Origin of the sequence: Acinetobacter sp. YH12155 (assembly GCF_013418255.1) — a bacterium.
Taxonomy (GTDB): Bacteria; Pseudomonadota; Gammaproteobacteria; order Pseudomonadales; family Moraxellaceae; genus Acinetobacter; species Acinetobacter indicus.
Genome location: NZ_VPCK01000002.1, coordinates 83,961 through 99,228, shown reverse-complemented (window position 1 = coordinate 99,228; position 15,268 = coordinate 83,961). Strand labels below are relative to the sequence as shown.

Here is a 15,268-nt window from a genome sequence, read left to right as displayed (position 1 = left end):
TATCCTGTGACTATCCGTTTTTGTCGTTCCTGACAAAGTTTCATTGTTTTAAAGTTTGGCTAGCCTGAAGAACTCAAGCTAGCGGTTTGCTCAGAGATTAATGTGCAGAGCTTTTGACTGCTTTGACATTGCTGTTGGCGAAGCTTTCCTGCTTGGCTTTGGCACCATCTACCGAGACTTTCAGATTTACCATAAAGATCGCTACGGCTGCAATTAGACCAGGGATGGCAATCATCATGAAATTCATCTGGTGTGGCAGGTTTAAAGTCAGCAGTGCACCGGTCAGCACAGGCCCGACAATCGCGCCGATCCGGCCAATTCCAGAGGCCCAACCCATACCGGTTGAACGTACTGTAGTCGGGTAAAACTGTGCGACGAAAGTATATAGTAAAATTTGTGATCCAATGGTGGCTGCACCGGCAATGGCAATTAAGGTATACAGCACTGGCTGTGGACTGTTAAAGCCAAGCAGGATTAGCGCAATTGCCCCCACGGTGAACATAATGGTCAATACCGGTTTCAGATGGAAACGATCTGACAAGGCACCGCCACCAATTGCACCGACCATACCGCCAATATTCAGCGCGAACAGGAACAGCATACTTGCACCGAGTGAATAACCGGCCTGAATCATCAGTTTTGGTAACCAGCTGCCCAATGCATAGACCATTAACAGACACATGAAGAACGCAACCCAGAACATTAAGGTACTGAAGGTACGACCTTGCTGGAACAGTGCACGTAATGGGGCTTCATCACCGGCCATCACTTCATTCAACACAAACTGGGTATTTGGCGCAATATTCTGTTCTGGAGCAATTTTCTGTACAAAGGTGCGGACCTGTTCTGTTTCACCTTTTTTGGTGAGGAACATCAGGGATTCTGGCAAGAATTTCCACAGCAGCGGTAACAGCAATAATGGTGTACCGGCTAGGTAGAACATGATTTTCCAGCCATAATCTGCCACCAGCCATGCACCTAACAAGGCAGAGGTCATCCCGCCAATGGCATAGCCACTGAACATCACGGCAACCAGAGTACTCCGAATCCGTTTTGGTGCGTATTCGGTCATCAGTGCCACCACGTTTGGCATCACACCGCCAATGCCTAAACCGGCAAGGAAACGTAAAATACCAAACTCAATCGGGTTACTGGCAAAAGCACCGAGGAAGGTAAAGCCACTGAAAATGGCCACACAGATCATAATGGTCTTTTTCCGGCCCAGTTTATCGGAGAGCGTTCCGAAACTCATGGCACCGAACATCATCCCGAACAGCGCGGTACTGGCCAATAGCCCTGCCTCTACCGCACCAAGTGACCATTCCTGCATCAATAGTGGTAAAGCCACCCCGTAAATAACCAGGTCATAGCCGTCGAAGATAATAATTAATAAACACCATAAAAGTACGCCCCAGTGAAATGGCGTAAATTTCGCGTTATCAACCACCGTATTGATGTTTACTGAATCTGTTGTATTCACGATAAGCCTCCTGCTTGTGAAACCGTCCAAATTTTTGTAAACAATGACCCAATGCGTTATTTTTGTCCAAAACCGATTGCATATATATTCATACCTAAAAAGTTAGGCGAAAAAATTAGTTTGATAAACAATTGTTTATGTTTTAAACAATCTATCTTTATGTAGGAAATATAAATTAAAGTTTATTTTTAAACTGTGAAACATAAAAAAAGGTCTGAACAAAAGCGCGCCGTTCAGACCTGTTGCAACTTTATCTTTATAAAGGATGGAAAGAGCTAAACTTCAACGCCCTTAAATTACAGTACGATCATATTTAATCGCTTCCAGATCATAGACCTGATAAATACTGTCAAACAGCGAGCGGATATCTTCGCTTTCATCCATACTGCGAATCGCCAGGAAAATCGGGCTTTTAGCAGCATCATCGAGTAAAGGAATATAGTTCAAATGCGGCAACTGTATGGTACGCGCGCTTTCCGGGACTATGCACATGCCTTCACCAGCAGCCACCAGCCCCAAAGCCAGCTGAATTTCACGCACTTCTTTTAAACTGCGTGGCTCCAGACTGTATTCGGAAAACAGGCCGCGCACTTGGGTCGAAAAATTCGGTTTGGGATGGTTTGGATAGAGAAAAATATTTTCTTCGACAATATCTGAAAGGTATATACCCTGCCGCTTTGTTGCAAATATATGACTGTCATGCACAGCGACCATAAGGGGTTCTTCACGTAATAAAATACGTCGAATGGCCGGATCGGAAATGCGTAAACGGCCAAATCCGACATCTATACGACCTTCTTTTAATGCCTGAATCTGGTTGGTGGTGGTCATTTCAACCAGTTCTATCTTTAAATTAGGATGTTGTTGGCGGAATAAATAGACTATTCTGGGGAGTAAACCATAAAGTAAAGAGCCCACAAAACCAATGGTCACGGTTTTCTCGACCATTCCCACCCGCTTGGTCATGGTTTTGATCTCTTCCGCATTAGACAAAAGTTTTACGGCATGCTGATAGAAAAATTGGCCTGCCGGAGTGGTCTGTAATGGGCGGCTACCGCGCTCAAATAGCTGAATTCCAAGCTCACTTTCCAGATTTTGGATCTGACGGCTTAAAGGTGGTTGCGCAATAAACAGTTTTTCAGCTGCTTTGGTAAAACTCTGTTCTTCTACCACAGCAACAAAGTATCTGAGATGTCTAAGTTCCATACCCTTTCCATACCTTTAGAATATAATAAAATGCCAAAATGATCTTCGACAGTGCGTTTCTATTCTTTTAAGGTATATCACATCAGATACACAACGCAAGATTGCGAAGAGTAAAGTGATGTATAAATCCATTGAAACCATGCTTGTCGAGATTCCTACCATTCGTCCACACAAAATGGCGGTGGCGACAATGCAGACGCAAACCCTGGTATTGGTAAAGATCTCCACAGACGATGGTTTTGTGGGCTGGGGCGAAGCAACCACAATTGGTGGATTAGGCTACGGTGAAGAAAGCCCAGAAAGCGTAAAAACCAATATTGATACTTACTTCGCACCTTTACTAAAAACATTGGCAGGTTTGAACTTTGCACAAACCATACGCGCCCTGAAAAAGAATATTAATGGCAACCGTTTTGCCAAATGTGCCATCCAGACTGCTTTACTGGACATTCAGGCACAGCGCCTCGGTTTACCACTGAGTGAAATTCTTGGTGGCCGTTTACGTGACAGCGTTCCTGTGCTTTGGGTATTGGCTTCAGGCAATACTGAAAAAGACATCGCTGAAGCGCAGAAGATGATTGAAATCAAACGTCACAATGTGTTCAAGCTGAAAATCGGTTCTCGTCCGGTTGAAGAAGATGTTGAACACGTGCTGGCAATCAAAAAAGCATTAGGCAAAGACGTTTCTATTCGTGTTGACGTCAACCGTGCCTGGTCAGAGCTTGAAGCCATTAAAGGTATTCAGCTGCTGCAAGATGGCGGTGTTGACCTGATTGAACAGCCATGCGGAATTGAAAACCTCGATGCGATGCGTCGCCTCACCCGCCGTTTCGATATTGCCATTATGGCAGACGAATCGTTAATGGGTCCAAACAGCGCTTACCAGATTGCCCGTAACAATGGCGCATCAGTTTTCGCAGTGAAAGTTGCACAATCTGGTGGTCTAATCGAAGGATGTGAGGTTGGCAAAATTGCCAAGCTGGCCAATATCGACCTGTACGGCGGCACCATGCTGGAAGGCCCGGTGGGAACCATTGCTTCAGCGCATGTGTTCTCGACTTTTGAAAGCCTGGCTTACGGCACCGAACTGTTTGGTCCATTGCTACTGACGGAAGAAATTTTAAAAACACCATTGCAATATCAAAACTTTGAATTGGTGTTACCAACCACTGCCGGTTTAGGTATTGAACTGGATGAAGACAAGCTTGACCGCTTACGTCGTCAATAAAGGAGCTAGACATGCTTTTTCACGTACGCATGGATGTCAATATTCCACTCGATATGCCAGCTGAACGCGCTAATGAAATTAAAGCCGTTGAAAAGGCATATTCGCAGGAATTACAGCGCCAAGGTAAATGGCGTCATATCTGGCGCATTACAGGCCAGTATTCAAACATCAGTATTTTTGATGTTGAAAGCAACGAAGAACTGCATAACCTGCTGCAAGGTCTGCCGTTGTATCCATACATGAATATTGAAGTGATGGCGCTTAACCGCCACCCATCTTCTGTCCGTGATGATGACACCTGATTCACAGTTCATATCGGTATTTTAAGAATTTAAAGCCGCTATCGGGGTAGCGACTTTAGAAGTCCAAAGGGTAAATAAACAAGGATTGTGGCCAGCCAGATCAGCCAGCCAAATAAGCATTCAGGCAGCCACGACAACTATATACATACATTCAAGGAGTAATTGTATGGATCGTCAAACAATTGAAAACGTAGTTAAGGCTTGTAACGTCGACACTGCAGAGGGTCCGGTAAATCCACGCGTTCAACAGGTTGTGGTACGTCTTGTAACTGATCTTTTCCAAGCGATTGAAGACCTGGATTTAAGCCAGTCTGAAGTATGGAAAGGTATTGAAACCATTATTGACATCGCCAAAGCAGATGAATTTGCATTAATGGGTTCTGCAGTTGGTCTGGAACACTTCCTTGATCTTCGTGCTGACGAAGCAGATGCCAAAGCAGGCCTGACTGGCGGTACGCCACGTACAATTGAAGGTCCTTTATATGTTGCAGGCGCACCTGAATCAGTAGGTTTTGCACGTATGGACGACGGTTCTGAAGAAGGTCAAATCGCAACATTAATCATTGAAGGTCAAGTGACTGACACTGATGGCAACATCCTGCCAGGCGCGAAGGTAGAAATGTGGCACGCCAACAGCCATGGTAACTACTCTTTCTTTGACAAGTCGCAATCACACTTCAACCTGCGTCGCAGCATTTTAGCAGACGACCAAGGTAACTACGTTGCACAAACTACCATGCCTGTAGGTTATGGCCTGAACCCAGAAGGTCCTTTACAAGGCGTATTGAACCAGATCGCGCGTCACGGTCAACGTCCTGCACACGTGCACTACTTCATCTCTGCACCGGGTCACCGTAAATTGACAACTCAATTCAACATTGAGGGTGACAAATACTTATGGGACGACTTCGCATTCGGTACACGTGAAGGTCTGGTAGCCGTTGCTGAAGATGTGACTGATGAAGCTGAAATCGCGCGTCGTGGCTTGAAAGGTCCGTTCAAATACATCCGTTTTGATGTAGTTCTTCAGAAAGATAAAGAAGGTGCTCCTTCTACTGAAGTTGAACGCCGCCGCGCAAGCGCTTAATCATACAGGGAACCGAAATGTCTACTCCCAGACATTTCGGTGACTTACCCAAATTTGGAAAGTCGGAGAACGGACATGCCTCGTATTCCAGTAATTAACACCAGCCATTTAGATCGTATTGACGAATTACTTGTTGAAAACTATGAAACAGGTGAATTCAAGCTACATCGTTCAGTATTTACAGACCAGGCCATTTTTGACCTTGAAATGAAATATATTTTCGAGGGAAACTGGGTGTACTTGGCACATGAAAGCCAAATTCCAAATAACAACGATTATTACACCACTCACATGGGCCGCCAGCCGATCATCATTGCACGTAACCGTAACGGTGAACTGAATGCCATGATCAATGCCTGTTCACACCGTGGTGCGCAGCTTTGCCGTTACAAACGCGGTAACAAAGCGACTTATACCTGCCCTTTCCACGGCTGGACATTTAACAACTCAGGCAAACTTTTAAAAGTAAAAGATCCGGCAGATGCAGGTTATTCAGACTGCTTCAACCAAGACGGTTCACACGACCTGAAAAAAGTTGCCCGTTTTGAAAACTACAAAGGTTTCTTGTTCGGTAGCTTAAACCCGGATGTTCCACCACTAGAAGAATATCTTGGCGAAGCCACCAAAATTATTGACATGATCGTGGGTCAGTCTGACCAGGGTCTGGAAGTATTACGCGGCTCATCAACCTATACCTATGAAGGTAACTGGAAGCTGACTGCTGAAAACGGTGCCGATGGTTACCACGTGTCTGCAGTACACTGGAACTATGCTGCAACCACTCAACAACGTAAAGAAAAAGAAGCTGGCGACAATATTCGTGCTATGAGTGCAGGTTCATGGGGCAAACAAGGCGGTGGTTCTTACGGCTTTGAAAATGGTCACATGCTACTTTGGACACAATGGGCAAACCCTGAAGACCGTCCTAACTTTGCCAAGAAAGATGAATACACCGAGCAATACGGTGAAGCGATGGCGAAATGGATGATCGAGCGTTCCCGTAACCTGTGTATCTATCCAAACGTCTACTTCATGGACCAGTTCGGTTCACAGATTCGTGTACTTCGTCCACTGTCTCCAACCAAAACTGAAGTGACCATTTACTGTATCGCTCCTGTCGGTGAAGACGCTGATGCACGTGCACGTCGTATCCGTCAGTATGAAGATTTCTTCAACGCTTCAGGTATGGCAACTCCAGATGACTTGGAAGAGTTCCGTGCATGTCAAGCGGGTTATGCCGGTATTGCCCTGGAATGGAACGACATGAGTCGTGGTGCCAAACACTGGATCCAAGGTCCGGATGATGCGGCTAACGAAATTGGTTTAAAACCAAAACTTTCAGGCATTAAAACTGAAGATGAAGGTTTATACCTTGCTCAACACGAATTCTGGCTCAAACTTATGAAAAAAGCGATTGCTGACGAGAAAGAGCTTGCTGCAACTGAAGGAGAAAACGCATGAGCGCGATTACTTTAGAAAATATTGCTCAATTCCTCTACCGTGAAGCACGTTTTTTAGACGATGAGCAATGGGATGACTGGTTACAGTGCTATGCGCCAAATGCAGAATTCTGGATGCCAGCCTGGGATGACGATGACAAACTGACTGAAGATCCACAGTCTGAAATTTCACTGATCTACTACCCGGACCGTCAAGGCCTTGAAGACCGTGTGTTCCGTATTAAAACTGAACGTTCTTCTGCCACCATGCCGGATACCCGTACCAGCCACAACATCAGCAATATTGAAGTGGTTGAGCAAAACGGTGATTTAGTCACAGTGCGTTTTAACTGGAACACTTTAAGTTTCCGTTACAAAACCAACTACAGCTACTTCGGCATGTCACGTTATGTGATCGATTTCTCTGGCGAAGAACCAAAAATCGTGAACAAGTATGTGGTTCTGAAGAACGACTACATCAACCAAGTAATCGACATTTATCACCTCTAAGACTGTATTGATTTACAGCTAGGTAAAAACCTTTCAGCCAGATGGAATTTTGGCTGAAAGGTCAAGTTTTAAAGATTTCTATAGGATATTCAGCCATGTCAAACCACAATGTTGCACTTCAATTTGAAGATGGCGTTACACGTTTTATTTCTGTTACAGATGGTGAAACACTGTCAGACGCAGCTTACCGTCAAAAGATCAATATTCCTTTGGACTGCCGTGATGGTGCATGTGGAACGTGCCGTGCGTTTTGTGAATCAGGTTCGTATGACATGCCTGAAGAAACTTATATTGAAGATGCATTGACACCAGAAGAAGCTGAACAAGGCTATATTCTTGCATGCCAATGTAAACCAACTTCAGACGCAGTATTCCAAATTCAAGCCACTTCTGATGTATGTAAAACTGAAATTCATGCATTTGAAGGTACATTGGCACGTGTTGAAAACTTATCTGACTCGACTATTACCTTTGATATTCAGTTAGATGAAGGTCAACCAGATATTCACTTCCTTGCAGGTCAATATGTGAATGTGGGTATTCCAGGCACAACAGAAACTCGTTCGTATTCTTTCAGCTCTAAGCCTGGCAACCGCTTAACTGGCTTTGTGGTACGTAACGTACCAAACGGCAAAATGAGCGAATTCTTAAGCCAAAACGCTAAAGCTGGCGACAAAATGACCTTTACGGGTCCATTTGGTAGCTTCTACTTACGTAATGTAGCACGCCCTGTGGTGATGTTAGCGGGTGGTACGGGTATTGCACCATTTATGTCTATGCTGCAAGTGCTTGAAGAAAAAGGTTCTGAGCACCCTGTACGTTTAGTCTTTGGTGTGACCAATGACTTTGACTTGGTTGCAATTGAAAAATTAAACGAACTACAAGAAAAATTCTCTTGGTTCGAGTACCGCACTGTTGTGGCAAACCCGGAATCTGCACATGAGCGTAAAGGCTATGTGACTGGTCATATTGACAACGAATGGCTCAATGGCGGCGATGTTGATGTGTATCTGTGTGGTCCAGTACCAATGGTTGAAGCGGTACGTGGCTGGTTAGATGCAGAAGGTGTTAAACCTGCAAGCTTCCTATTTGAAAAATTCTCTGCCAACTAAGTTTGTTAGACAGTCTAGAAACATAGTCGGAGAATACAATGAATCGCTCAAAAAGATTTGAAAACAAAGTTGTAATCGTGACTGGTGCCGCTCAAGGCATTGGTCGCGGTGTGGCTTTACAAGTGGCTAGCGAAGGCGCACAAGTAGTCATGGCTGACCTTTCTCCTTATGTAGAAGAAGTGTTGGCTGAAATTGAAGAGCTTGGTGGCGATGCTGTTACTGTAAAAGCCAATCTTGAAACTTTTGCAGGTGCAGAATCTGTCGTTGCAAAAGCACTCGATACCTATGGCCGTGTAGATGTACTCATCAACAACGTCGGTGGTGCAATCTGGATGAAACCTTTCCAAGAATTTTCTGAAGAAGAAATTATCAAGGAAGTGAATCGTTCATTGTTCCCAACCCTATGGTGCTGCCGTGCCGTGTTGCCAGAAATGATTAAGAATCAAAAAGGTACGATTGTAAACGTATCTTCTATTGCAACACGTGGTATTAACCGTGTGCCGTATTCGGCTTCAAAAGGTGGTGTGAATGGCTTAACCGCTTCCCTTGCCTTTGAACACGCCAAAGACGGTATTCGCGTCAATGCAATTGCCACAGGCGGCACTGAAGCACCACCACGCAAAGTACCACGTAATGCCAACCCGCTTTCTGAATCAGAACAAGCGTGGATGCAAGAAGTGGTAGATCAAACAATTGATCGTACTTTCTTGGGGCGCTACGGCACCATTCAGGAACAAGTGAATGCGATTTTATTCCTTGCTTCTGATGAATCATCGTACATGACAGGTACGGTTGTACCTGTAGGTGGTGGTGATCAGGGTTAACCTGATCATCTTTTTTGTACAGGATCATTGCCAGACTTGCACGGAGGCAAACAATGAGTCACCTGTTAGATACCTTAAGAAAAGACTGGTCCTTATCAGCCACAGTTGCAGGATTTTTAGCTGTACTGATTTCCTATGCCGGTCCTTTAATCATCTTCTTCCAGGCAGCCCAACAGGCTCAAGTGTCCAATGCCATGATGATTTCATGGATTTGGGGCATTTCTATTGGTGCAGCCGTTGCCGGTATCTTCCTTTCAATTAAATTCAAAGTTCCGGTGGTCACCGCCTGGTCGGCACCCGGAACGGCCTTGCTGGTCACCCTCTTTCCTGATATTTCCCTGAACGAAGCCGTTGCAGCCTACATCACCTCAGCCGTGGTGATTTTCATTATTGGGATTACCGGTTATTTCGACAAATTGCTGGCCTTAATTCCGCAAGCAGTTGCAGCAGGCATGATGGCCGGCATTTTGTGCCAGTTTGGCTTTGGTCTGTTTACCGCCAGTAACAACATGCCGTTTATTGTATTTGGCATGTTGCTGGTGTTCTTACTGGCCAAACGTTTTAGTCCGCGCTATGCCATGCTGTATGTACTATTGACCGGAATTGGCCTGAGCCTGTTGCTCGGCACCATGAATCCGGTCGAAATGAGTTTTAGCCTGGCAGTGCCGCAGTTTATTGCGCCGGAATGGACCTGGAACTCGACCCTTAACCTGGCCTTACCGCTGATTTTAGTCAGCCTGTCTGGTCAGTTTCTACCGGGGATGGCCATTTTAAAGCTCAGTGGCTACGACACGCCGGCTAAACCCATTATTACCACCACCAGTATCGCTTCGCTGGCGGTGGCGTGCGTTGGCGGGATCACTATTGTCCTGGCCTCAATTACCGCCGCGCTGTGCATGGGCAAAGACGCGCATGAACTGAAAGAAAAGCGCTATATCGCCGGGATTGCCAACGGCCTGTTCTACATTTTAGGCGGTTTATTTGCCGGCAGCATTGTGATGCTGTTTAGCCTGCTCCCGAAAGAATTGGTGGCAGCATTGGCCGGTCTGGCACTTCTAGGAGCCATTGGCATCAATTTAAATGCCGCCATGCATCAGGAAAACCAGCGTGACGCAGCACTTATTACCTTCCTGGCAACTGCATCGGGTATGCAGTTTTTAGGTCTCAGCTCAGTTTTTTGGGGAATTTGTCTGGGTATTCTGGCTCATGTCATTTTAAGCAGAACCGGTTTATCAGCACTGACCTCACCTTCAAGCCCAAGCAAAAGCACGGGTCAATGAAGTTTGTTTGACTAGGAAACAACTATGATTGATAAAAGCTCAGCATCTTTAAAAGATGTGCTCTCTCAAATTAAAGATGGTTCAACCATCATGATTGGTGGTTTCGGTACAGCAGGTCAGCCTGCTGAACTGATTGATGGCCTGATTGAACTGGGCATCAAGGATTTGGTCATCGTCAATAACAATGCCGGTAATGGCGACTACGGTTTGGCCAAATTACTCAAAGCAGGCGCTGTACGTAAAATCATCTGCTCGTTCCCTCGTCAGTCTGACTCTTATATTTTTGATGAACTGTATCGTGCTGGCAAAATCGAGCTGGAACTGGTGCCGCAAGGTAACCTGGCTTGCCGTATTCAGGCTGCAGGTATGGGTTTAGGCCCAATCTACACCCCAACTGGCTTTGGTACTTTACTGGCTGAAGGTAAACCGACCTTAAATTACGAAGGCAAAGAATTCGTTCTGGAAAACCCGATTAAAGCCGATTTTGCTTTAATTAAAGCCTACAAAGGCGACCGTTGGGGCAACCTGGTGTACCGTAAATCTGCTCGTAACTTTGGCCCGATTATGGCCATGGCGGCAGATGTCACCATTGCACAGGTCGCAGAAGTGGTTGAACTGGGTGAGCTTGATCCTGAGCACATCATCACTCCGGGTATTTTTGTACAGCATGTGGTGTCAGTTGCTGCCAAACAGCCTGAACAATCAGCATAAATACGTGAAGGAGAACACGATGAGCTATACCAAATTAACACGTGACCAGATTGCTGAACGCGTTGCCCAAGACATTCCAGATGGTGCCTATGTCAACCTCGGGATTGGCCTGCCAACCAAAATTTCAAACTACCTGCCTGCAGATAAAGATGTATTCCTGCATTCTGAAAACGGTTTATTGGCCTTTGGTCCAAAACCTGCGCCAGGTGAAGAAGATCCGGAACTGATCAATGCCGGTAAAGAATATGTAACCATGCTAACCGGTGGCTGTTTCTTCCATCATGGAGATTCTTTCGCGATGATGCGTGGCGGTCACTTGGACATCGCCGTATTGGGTGCCTTCCAGATTGCAGAAAATGGTGACCTGGCCAACTGGCATACTGGTGCCCCAGATGCAATTCCTGCAGTAGGTGGTGCAATGGACCTTGCAGTTGGTGCCAAGAAAGTCTTTATCACTACCGATCACGTGACTAAAAAAGGCGAGCCGAAAATTGTAGCGGAGCTGAGCTATCCAGCAACTGGCCTGAAATGTGTAGATCGTATTTATACCGACCTGTGCGTGATTGATGTGACTGCTGAAGGCATGAAAGTGATTGAGAAAGTTGACGGTCTGTCATTTGAAGAGCTGCAATCCCTGACCGGTGCGAAGCTGATTGATGCGACACAGGGTTAAGTAATCCCTCCCAACCTCCCTGAGCGAGTTTTAAAGCACGGCTTTAAAAACTCAGCGCAAGCAAGGGAGGAAAAGTCCCTCTTTTCTAAAGGGGGATTTAGGGGGATTAAAAAAGAATTTAGGAAACAGAAAAAATGAAAAACGCATATATCATCGATGCTATTCGCACCCCATTCGGTCGCTACGCAGGTGGACTTGCTCCTGTACGTGCAGATGACCTGGGTGCCATTCCAATTCAGGCGCTGATGGAGCGTAACCCAAGTGTTAACTGGGAAAAAGTAGATGACGTGATTTACGGCTGTGCCAACCAGGCCGGCGAAGACAACCGTAACGTGGGTCGTATGTCTGCGCTATTGGCGGGTGTACCGCATCAGGTGCCTGCAACAACTTTAAACCGTTTATGTGGTTCATCACTGGATGCGGTTGCCATGGCGGCGCGTACCATTAAAGCCGGTGAAGCACATCTGATTGTGGCGGGTGGTGTAGAAAGCATGTCACGTGCACCATTTGTGATGGGTAAATCTGAATCTGCCTATGGCCGTAGCCAGAAAATTGAAGACACCACCATGGGCTGGCGCTTCATTAACCCGAAACTGAAAGAAATGTATGGTGTTGAAACCATGCCACAAACTGCAGAAAACGTGGCAGAACAGTTCAACATTAACCGTGAAGATCAGGACAAGTTTGCGTTTGAAAGCCAGCAACGTACCGCTGCCGCACAAGCCAAAGGTTTCTTTAAAAATGAAATCGTACCTGTGGTCATTCCACAGCGTAAAGGCGAACCAGTTGTGGTCGATACCGATGAGCATCCACGTGCATCAACCACGTTAGAAGGTCTGGCGAAACTCAAACCTGTGGTCAAAGCCGATGGTACTGTGACTGCCGGTAATGCCTCAGGTATTAACGATGGTGCAGCAGCATTATTAATTGCCTCTGATGAAGCGGTAGCGGAATACGGTTTAAAACCACGTGCCAAAATTATTGGTGCAACTGTGGTGGGTGTGGAACCACGCATTATGGGCTTTGGTCCAGCGCCAGCCATTAAAAAACTGTTGGCCCAAACCGGTCTGACGTTAGAGCAGATGGATGTGATTGAGCTAAACGAAGCTTTTGCTGCTCAAGCACTGGCGTGTACCCGTGACCTTGGTCTGGAAGATGGTGCCGCGAAAGTGAACCCGAATGGTGGCGCCATTTCACTGGGTCATCCACTCGGTGCATCAGGTGCGCGTCTGGTCACCACGGCCCTGAACCAGCTGGAAGCCACTGGCGGCAAATATGGCCTGTGCTCAATGTGTATTGGTGTCGGTCAAGGCATCGCTTTGATTATTGAACGCGTTTAAAGATACGATAACAAATTAAATTTCCCCTCCCTTTTTTAAAGGGAGGTCGGGAGGGATTCAATGCCAACATTTACATCTCAAGATGCTGAAATTAATTACCAAACCTTTGGTGATGCGACAAAACCTGCGCTGGTATTTTCTAACTCGCTAGGTACCAACTTTAAAATGTGGCAACCGCAAATTGACCACTTCCAGCAGGACTTTTTTGTCATTTGCTATGACACCCGTGGTCACGGCGCATCTTCTGCTCCACAAGGTCCATATACGCTTGACCAGCTCGGCCAAGACGTGGTGAATCTGCTCGATCATTTAAATATTGAAAAAGCAGCCTTCTGTGGGATTTCGATGGGTGGTTTGACCGGTCAGTGGCTGGCAATTAACAAGCCTGAACGTTTTAGCCATGTTGTGGTCTGTAATACAGCCGCTAAAATTGGTCAGGAACAGGCTTGGAATGAGCGTGCCGCACTGGTCCGTGAACAAGGTTTGGCCCCTATTGCATCAACGGCGGCCGGTCGTTGGTTTACCGAACCCTTTATCCAAAGTAACGCAGCAACTGTAGCGACTCTTTCAAACGACCTGGGAGCTGGCAGCCCTGAGGGTTATGCAAGCTGCTGCGAAGCTTTGGCTAAAGCGGATGTACGTGAACAGTTAAAAGACATTCAGGTACCGGTATTCATTGTTGCTGGTCAGCAAGACCCGGTAACAACTGTAGCCGATGGTGAATTTATGCAACAACGCATTGCCAACGCTGAACTGTTTGAAATTAATGCTTCGCATATTTCCAATATTGAACAGCCAGAAGCCTTTAATCAGGCGGTGCAGGCGTTTATTCAACGCTAAACCCAGCTCGGTTGAAAGCATTTAAAAAAAGATAATCTCCGGATTATCTTTTTTTGTTTTTAAGCAATTTTTAAAAAGATTGATGATTCTACTGAGATGCCCTGCCCATCTACTTCAACTTTAAGCCCAGATCACCAGCATCGCGGCAATCACCACCAGTACCAAGCCCAGATGATCGGTTCGGGCCAGTTTTTCCTTAAAGAAAAAGGCAGAAATCAGCAAGCTAAATAGAATTTCAATCTGTCCCAAAGTTTTGACCAAGGCCACAGTCTGCATACTCATGGCACTAAACCAGCCAAGGGAGGCCAGAAAACTGCAAATACTCACCTTAAAGGTCAGTCCCAGTCGCTGCCACATGGCCTGTAAGGTATGCCGGCTAAACAGCCCCAAATACAACAACATGCTGATACATTGCAGCCCGATCACAAAACATAATACCCAGCCGGCACGATGTAAAAAGGGTAAATTCTCCAGTTCCAGACTCGCTTCACGCACCAGCAGTGAGGTAATGGCAAAACTGAGACCACTGCCCACCCCAATCGCCAACGTGCTGACAGAAAGCTTGGTATTGGCCGGCCCTTTACTGAGTAAAAAGACTGCCACGCCGCCTAATACGACGCCAACCCAGCCCAGCAGACTTAAATATTCGCCCAGTAGTGCCACGCCAATTAAAGCCGCCAGAATCGCCTCGCTTTTGGCCAGTCCGACCCCAATGGCATAGTTTTTCTGCTTGAACAGCTGCACCATGAGAATGGTGGCCAGAATCTGGCAAAAAGCCGCCACAGCAATATACAGCCAGAATTTCCCGCTAAAGCTAACCGGCGTTGCGGCAGGCTGCTGCAGATATAAAAAACTCAAATAACCGACCGCAAACGGCAAGGCAAAAATAAAGCGTGCCAGCGTGACGCCATAAACGTCGACCGTCATGCTGAGCTGTTTTTGAAAGGCATTGCGCCAGGCCTGCATAAATGCAGCCATCAGGGTAAAAAGAATCCAGGTACTGGCCATGCGAGTATGAAAAATATGATCGGGAATAAGGTTTAATCTACTCCTTTCATGGCGCATATTCGACCATTTTTCATCCATTTACCGTGGCTTTGCTGAATAAATCTCCAATTCTGTCTATTTGCAGCTTTTATGTTCCCTTTAATCCGGAATGCGATGACTGTAAGGCACATGCTTGTGGTTTGCATCCACCTGGTTTTTCGACTCAAAATGAGGCTAAGCGACTGATCG

Annotated in this window: 15 protein-coding genes; 12 read left to right on the top strand and 3 right to left on the bottom strand. The window is 46.2% G+C overall.

Features of this window, described 5'->3' with window-relative positions:
• Positions 1-97 precede the first annotated feature (97 nt).
• The gene (locus FTU86_RS01890) at positions 98-1,480 is read right to left on the bottom strand and encodes an aromatic acid/H+ symport family MFS transporter (protein ID WP_005178072.1); all 1,383 of its coding nucleotides are present in this window, start codon (positions 1,478-1,480) and stop codon (positions 98-100) included.
• Positions 1,481-1,771: 291 nt separating this feature from the next.
• Positions 1,772-2,686, bottom strand: a complete 915-nt coding sequence (locus FTU86_RS01885; RefSeq protein WP_104473128.1) for a LysR family transcriptional regulator — start codon at positions 2,684-2,686, stop codon at positions 1,772-1,774.
• 118 nt (positions 2,687-2,804) lie between these two features.
• Here FTU86_RS01885 and FTU86_RS01880 point away from each other — a divergent pair, with 118 nt between their 5' ends.
• The 12 genes from FTU86_RS01880 to pcaD all read left to right on the top strand — a co-directional run bounded on the left by FTU86_RS01880 (position 2,805) and on the right by pcaD (position 14,032).
• On the top strand, positions 2,805-3,914 hold the full coding sequence (locus tag FTU86_RS01880) for a muconate/chloromuconate family cycloisomerase (RefSeq protein ID WP_168406264.1): 1,110 nt from the start codon (positions 2,805-2,807) through the stop codon (positions 3,912-3,914).
• A gap of 11 nt (positions 3,915-3,925) precedes the next feature.
• Positions 3,926-4,216 (top strand): muconolactone Delta-isomerase, encoded by a 291-nt coding sequence (gene catC, locus FTU86_RS01875; protein ID WP_005178078.1) that lies wholly within the window; start codon positions 3,926-3,928, stop codon positions 4,214-4,216.
• Positions 4,217-4,382: 166 nt separating this feature from the next.
• Positions 4,383-5,303 (top strand): catechol 1,2-dioxygenase, encoded by a 921-nt coding sequence (gene catA / locus FTU86_RS01870; protein WP_005178079.1) that lies wholly within the window; start codon positions 4,383-4,385, stop codon positions 5,301-5,303.
• 75 nt (positions 5,304-5,378) lie between these two features.
• Positions 5,379-6,764 carry a benzoate 1,2-dioxygenase large subunit gene (gene benA, locus FTU86_RS01865; RefSeq protein ID WP_180036361.1) on the top strand — a complete coding sequence of 462 codons (1,386 nt, stop codon included), beginning with the start codon at positions 5,379-5,381 and terminating at the stop codon, positions 6,762-6,764.
• Positions 6,761-7,252, top strand: coding sequence for a benzoate 1,2-dioxygenase small subunit (benB, locus tag FTU86_RS01860; protein WP_005178081.1), 492 nt, complete (start codon positions 6,761-6,763; stop codon positions 7,250-7,252). Before benA ends, benB begins: the two co-directional genes overlap by 4 nt.
• 95 nt (positions 7,253-7,347) lie before the next feature.
• Positions 7,348-8,364 (top strand): benzoate 1,2-dioxygenase electron transfer component BenC, encoded by a 1,017-nt coding sequence (benC, locus tag FTU86_RS01855; RefSeq protein WP_180036362.1) that lies wholly within the window; start codon positions 7,348-7,350, stop codon positions 8,362-8,364.
• 38 nt (positions 8,365-8,402) lie between these two features.
• The gene (gene benD / locus FTU86_RS01850) at positions 8,403-9,188 is read left to right on the top strand and encodes a benzoate diol dehydrogenase BenD (RefSeq protein WP_160241299.1); all 786 of its coding nucleotides are present in this window, start codon (positions 8,403-8,405) and stop codon (positions 9,186-9,188) included.
• 53 nt (positions 9,189-9,241) lie between these two features.
• The gene (gene benE, locus FTU86_RS01845; protein WP_005178085.1) at positions 9,242-10,468 is read left to right on the top strand and encodes a benzoate/H(+) symporter BenE; all 1,227 of its coding nucleotides are present in this window, start codon (positions 9,242-9,244) and stop codon (positions 10,466-10,468) included.
• A gap of 24 nt (positions 10,469-10,492) precedes the next feature.
• Positions 10,493-11,179: a 3-oxoacid CoA-transferase subunit A gene (locus FTU86_RS01840; protein ID WP_016658116.1), complete on the top strand. Its 687-nt coding sequence runs from the start codon at positions 10,493-10,495 to the stop codon at positions 11,177-11,179.
• Positions 11,180-11,198: 19 nt separating this feature from the next.
• Complete coding sequence (locus tag FTU86_RS01835) at positions 11,199-11,852, top strand: 3-oxoacid CoA-transferase subunit B (RefSeq protein WP_016658115.1); 654 nt, start codon at positions 11,199-11,201, stop codon at positions 11,850-11,852.
• Between the two features lie 134 nt (positions 11,853-11,986).
• Positions 11,987-13,192, top strand: coding sequence for a 3-oxoadipyl-CoA thiolase (gene pcaF / locus FTU86_RS01830; RefSeq protein ID WP_016658114.1), 1,206 nt, complete (start codon positions 11,987-11,989; stop codon positions 13,190-13,192).
• A 60-nt stretch (positions 13,193-13,252) separates the two neighbouring features.
• Positions 13,253-14,032: a 3-oxoadipate enol-lactonase gene (gene pcaD / locus FTU86_RS01825; RefSeq protein ID WP_005178103.1), complete on the top strand. Its 780-nt coding sequence runs from the start codon at positions 13,253-13,255 to the stop codon at positions 14,030-14,032.
• Between the two features lie 120 nt (positions 14,033-14,152).
• On the opposite strand, the gene FTU86_RS01820 is transcribed toward pcaD, so the two are convergent.
• Entirely contained in the window at positions 14,153-15,040 is an 888-nt protein-coding gene (locus tag FTU86_RS01820; RefSeq protein WP_005178106.1) for a DMT family transporter, read from the bottom strand.
• Between the last annotated feature and the right edge of the window lie 228 nt (positions 15,041-15,268).

What these genes read in the sequence shown, in the direction of transcription:
- FTU86_RS01885 (WP_104473128.1), bottom strand. Translation starts at nt 2,686, where the DNA reads ATGGAACTTAGACATCTCAGATACTTTGTTGCTGTGGTAGAAGAACAG.
- FTU86_RS01880 (WP_168406264.1), top strand. Translation starts at nt 2,805, where the DNA reads ATGTATAAATCCATTGAAACCATGCTTGTCGAGATTCCTACCATTCGT.
- catC (WP_005178078.1), top strand. Translation starts at nt 3,926, where the DNA reads ATGCTTTTTCACGTACGCATGGATGTCAATATTCCACTCGATATGCCA.
- catA (WP_005178079.1), top strand. Translation starts at nt 4,383, where the DNA reads ATGGATCGTCAAACAATTGAAAACGTAGTTAAGGCTTGTAACGTCGAC.
- benA (WP_180036361.1), top strand. Translation starts at nt 5,379, where the DNA reads ATGCCTCGTATTCCAGTAATTAACACCAGCCATTTAGATCGTATTGAC.
- benB (WP_005178081.1), top strand. Translation starts at nt 6,761, where the DNA reads ATGAGCGCGATTACTTTAGAAAATATTGCTCAATTCCTCTACCGTGAA.
- benC (WP_180036362.1), top strand. Translation starts at nt 7,348, where the DNA reads ATGTCAAACCACAATGTTGCACTTCAATTTGAAGATGGCGTTACACGT.
- benD (WP_160241299.1), top strand. Translation starts at nt 8,403, where the DNA reads ATGAATCGCTCAAAAAGATTTGAAAACAAAGTTGTAATCGTGACTGGT.
- benE (WP_005178085.1), top strand. Translation starts at nt 9,242, where the DNA reads ATGAGTCACCTGTTAGATACCTTAAGAAAAGACTGGTCCTTATCAGCC.
- FTU86_RS01840 (WP_016658116.1), top strand. Translation starts at nt 10,493, where the DNA reads ATGATTGATAAAAGCTCAGCATCTTTAAAAGATGTGCTCTCTCAAATT.
- FTU86_RS01835 (WP_016658115.1), top strand. Translation starts at nt 11,199, where the DNA reads ATGAGCTATACCAAATTAACACGTGACCAGATTGCTGAACGCGTTGCC.
- pcaF (WP_016658114.1), top strand. Translation starts at nt 11,987, where the DNA reads ATGAAAAACGCATATATCATCGATGCTATTCGCACCCCATTCGGTCGC.
- pcaD (WP_005178103.1), top strand. Translation starts at nt 13,253, where the DNA reads ATGCCAACATTTACATCTCAAGATGCTGAAATTAATTACCAAACCTTT.
- FTU86_RS01820 (WP_005178106.1), bottom strand. Translation starts at nt 15,040, where the DNA reads ATGGCCAGTACCTGGATTCTTTTTACCCTGATGGCTGCATTTATGCAG.